4 protein-coding genes are annotated in these 2,978 nt (G+C 67.0%); 1 reads left to right on the top strand and 3 read right to left on the bottom strand.

From position 1 onward, the window contains the following. The coding region (locus RR928_RS24610; RefSeq protein WP_332684694.1) for an NAD(P)/FAD-dependent oxidoreductase at positions 1 to 390 on the bottom strand (390 nt) is incomplete at its 3' end. A 131-nt stretch (positions 391 to 521) separates the two neighbouring features. Between RR928_RS24610 and RR928_RS24605 the strand changes: the two genes are divergently transcribed. Beyond that, a complete protein-coding gene (locus RR928_RS24605) occupies positions 522 to 1,019 on the top strand; it encodes an acyl-CoA thioesterase (RefSeq protein WP_332539844.1) in 498 nt (165 codons plus the stop codon). 118 nt (positions 1,020 to 1,137) lie between these two features. Here RR928_RS24605 and cobA read toward each other — a convergent pair whose 3' ends face one another. Next, a complete protein-coding gene (cobA, locus tag RR928_RS24600) occupies positions 1,138 to 1,929 on the bottom strand; it encodes a uroporphyrinogen-III C-methyltransferase (RefSeq protein WP_332549624.1) in 792 nt (263 codons plus the stop codon). Next, a complete protein-coding gene (gene ybiB / locus RR928_RS24595) occupies positions 1,926 to 2,906 on the bottom strand; it encodes a DNA-binding protein YbiB (protein WP_332539842.1) in 981 nt (326 codons plus the stop codon). Before ybiB ends, cobA begins: the two co-directional genes overlap by 4 nt. Positions 2,907 to 2,978 lie beyond the last annotated feature (72 nt).

Here is a 2,978-nt window from a genome sequence, read left to right as displayed (position 1 = left end):
GACGCCGCCCAGCGCGCATTCGGCCAGCAGCATGGCGATGATGTCTTCGGCCGAGCGGTCGGCAAACAGCTGGCCCTTGTGCTTTTCATGGTGGGCAATGCCGTGGCGGTCCATCAGCGCAATGAAATCCGCGGGCGTGAAGCGCGACAGCGCCGAGCGGCAGAACTGCGGGTTGCGGCCGACGAAATGCTTGTGCGGCTGGCGCACATCAAGTTCGCGGTTGGTGAAATTGCAGCGCCCGCCGCCCGAAATGCGGATCTTCTCGGCGACTTTTTCGGCATGGTCGATGAGCAGCACCTTGAGGCCGCGCTGGCCCGCCTGGGCTGCGCAGAAAAGGCCGGCAGCGCCGGCGCCGAGAATGATGGCGTCGTAGGAAAGAGGGGTGGTCACAGGCAGGCAGGGCAGGTCGGGGCGCCTAGGGCGCGGGTGGGCGCATTGTCCCCGAGCCGCGCAGGCTGCGCTGGCGAGCGCGAATAGCCCGCGAACCGCCGCTGGTTCGCCATCTTTTTACAATCGCCGCCATGAACCAACCTGCACACCAACTTAGCATGACGGTGCTGATGTCGCCCGACATGGCCAATTTCTCCGGCAACGTGCACGGCGGTGCGATTCTCAAGCAGCTGGACCAGGTCGCCTACGCCTGCGCCAGCCGCTATGCGGGCCGCTATGTCGTGACGCTGAGCGTGGACCAGGTGATGTTCCTGCAGCCCATCCATGTGGGCGAACTGGTGACCTTCCTGGCGAGCGTCAACCACACCGGTACCTCGTCGATGGAAGTGGGCATCAAAGTGGTCGCCGAAGACATCCGCAACCAGAGCGTGCGCCATGTCAACAGCTGCTTCTTCACCATGGTGGCCGTGGACGACGACCGCAAGACCGTGGCCGTGCCGCCGCTCAAGCCGGCGAACTACGACGAACGCCGCCGCTGGGGCGCGGCCGTGCTGCGCAAGCAGATCCGCAAGGAACAGGCCGAGCGCTTCGAGCAGGTGCGCCAGGCCGCGGCAGCCGAAACCATCTGACGCCGCACAGCGGCCGGTCGACCGTTCGCACTGAGCTTGTCGAAGTGCGTGTGAGGCACAGGCTGCAAGTGCCCGGCAGGGAAATTCAGCCTCGCGTTCAAGCCTCCAACGCAGCGGCTCAAGCCGCGTGCTGTGCCTGCGCTGGCGCGGCCGCCCAGGCTGCCACGCCCTGCACCACGTCGCCGACGACGATCACGCTGGGGCTGGCGAGCTTCTCGGTGTCTATGGTGGCCTGCATCGTCGCCAGCGTGGTGACCGCATGGCGCTGGCCGGGCAGGGTGGCGTGCTGGATCACGGCCACGGGCGTCTGCGGCGGCAGCCCCTGCAGCAAACCTTGCTGGATATGCGCTGCGCCGCGCATTCCCATGTAGATCACCAGCGTCAGGCGCAGGGCATGTGCCGTGGTGGCGAGCTGCACCCAGTCGGTGTCGTCGGCACCGGGCTTGGCATGGCCGGTGATGAAGACCACGCCGCGTGCATGCGCGCGGTGCGTGAGCGGCGCGCCCAGTGAAGTCAGGCCGGCGAGGCCGGCGGTGATGCCGTTGACGATCTCGACTTCAATGCCCGCCGCGCGCAGATGCTCGACCTCTTCGCCGCCGCGGCCAAAAATGAACGGGTCGCCGCCCTTGAGCCGCACCACGTCGTCGCCGTCCAGCACGGCCTGCAGCATCAGCTTTTCAATGAACGCCTGGGGCGTGCTCTTGCAGCCGCCGCGCTTGCCCACATAGACGATGCGCGCCGTGGGAGATGCATGGGCGACGATGGCGTCGCTGACCAGGTCATCGACCAGCAGCACGCTTGCGGCCTGGATGGCCTTCAAGGCCTTGATGGTCAGCAGTTCCGGGTCGCCCGGGCCGGCGCCGACCAGGGTGCAGCGGCCTGCGGGCCGGGAAGAGGAGGAGTGGTTCATGGCTGAACTCCGTCTGACGCTGGGCGCCGTGGTGTCGATTCGGGTGCGGCTTCCAGCGCCTGCACGATTTGCAAAATAAACGCGACCTGCTGGGCAATCGCTTCGGGCACGGGCAGTTCGCCCGCAAGCACGCGGCGAGTGTAATCGGCCGTGGTCGCGACATCGATGGCTTCGGGCAGGCCCGCGACTTCACTGGCGGTTCCGGGCTGCTGCTCCTGCAGCACGCGGTGCGCGCCGTGCACAAAGCCGTCGTAGCGCGGTGAGCGGCGCGGATCGGCCACCACTTCACCTTCCAGCCCGCGCGACAGCAGCGCGCTTGCGCCCTGGGCCTGCAGGCATTCCTGCAGCATGCTCGCGTATTCGGGATGGGTGTAGCTCGTGACCAGCACACTGGGGCCGGCGCAAGGGATATACAGCTTGGCGGCGCTATGCCCCGGGTTGCGCAGACCGATCACCTCGCGCACCGCGAGCAGCCGGGCCAGGCCGGGCTGCAGCTCTCCGGTCGCGATGTGCGCGATCGTTCCCGCCGCAATGGCAGGCAGCTCGACCGACGCGTCCTGCGGTGCATGCGTGGCAGGGATGCCCAGCGCTTCCAGCACATCGCTGGCCAGCACCCGGCGCGCCTCGGTGCGCATGCCGTGCAGCAGCACCGGCAGGCCTTCGCGCGCCAGCAGCAGCGCCAGCAAGGGTGTCAGTACCGGCAGGCGGCGCGCGCCGTTGTAGCTGGGCAGCACCACGGTCGGACGGGTGCTCGCAGCGAACTTGCGGCTGCGCGCATGCAGCGCATCGAGAAATCCGCCCATCTCGTCGGCCGACTCGCCCTTGATCCGCATCGCAATGCAGAACGCCCCGATCTCCAGATCGGTGACCTGACCGTCGAGCACCTGCCCCAGCAGATCCTGCGCCTGCACGCGCGTCACCGCACGCGCGCCCCGCGCGCCGCGGCCTATGTCTTTGATGTAGTGGCTGATGCCCATGAGTCGCTACCTGGATTGGTTGGTAGCGTTATTTTCAGGCATTTTTTAGAACTTTTGGTTATATGGTGGTTG

It is taken from the genome of Comamonas sp., assembly GCF_036666375.1.
GTDB lineage: Bacteria > Pseudomonadota > Gammaproteobacteria > Burkholderiales > Burkholderiaceae_C > Comamonas.
The sequence above is the reverse complement of the archived record's forward strand: the minus strand, read 5'-3'. Positions and strand labels throughout refer to the sequence as shown.

Bases quoted from the DNA above. Each gene is read 5' to 3' on its own strand.
- RR928_RS24605 (WP_332539844.1), top strand. From the start codon at position 522: ATGAACCAACCTGCACACCAACTTAGCATGACGGTGCTGATGTCGCCC.
- cobA (WP_332549624.1), bottom strand. From the start codon at position 1,929: ATGAACCACTCCTCCTCTTCCCGGCCCGCAGGCCGCTGCACCCTGGTC.
- ybiB (WP_332539842.1), bottom strand. From the start codon at position 2,906: ATGGGCATCAGCCACTACATCAAAGACATAGGCCGCGGCGCGCGGGGC.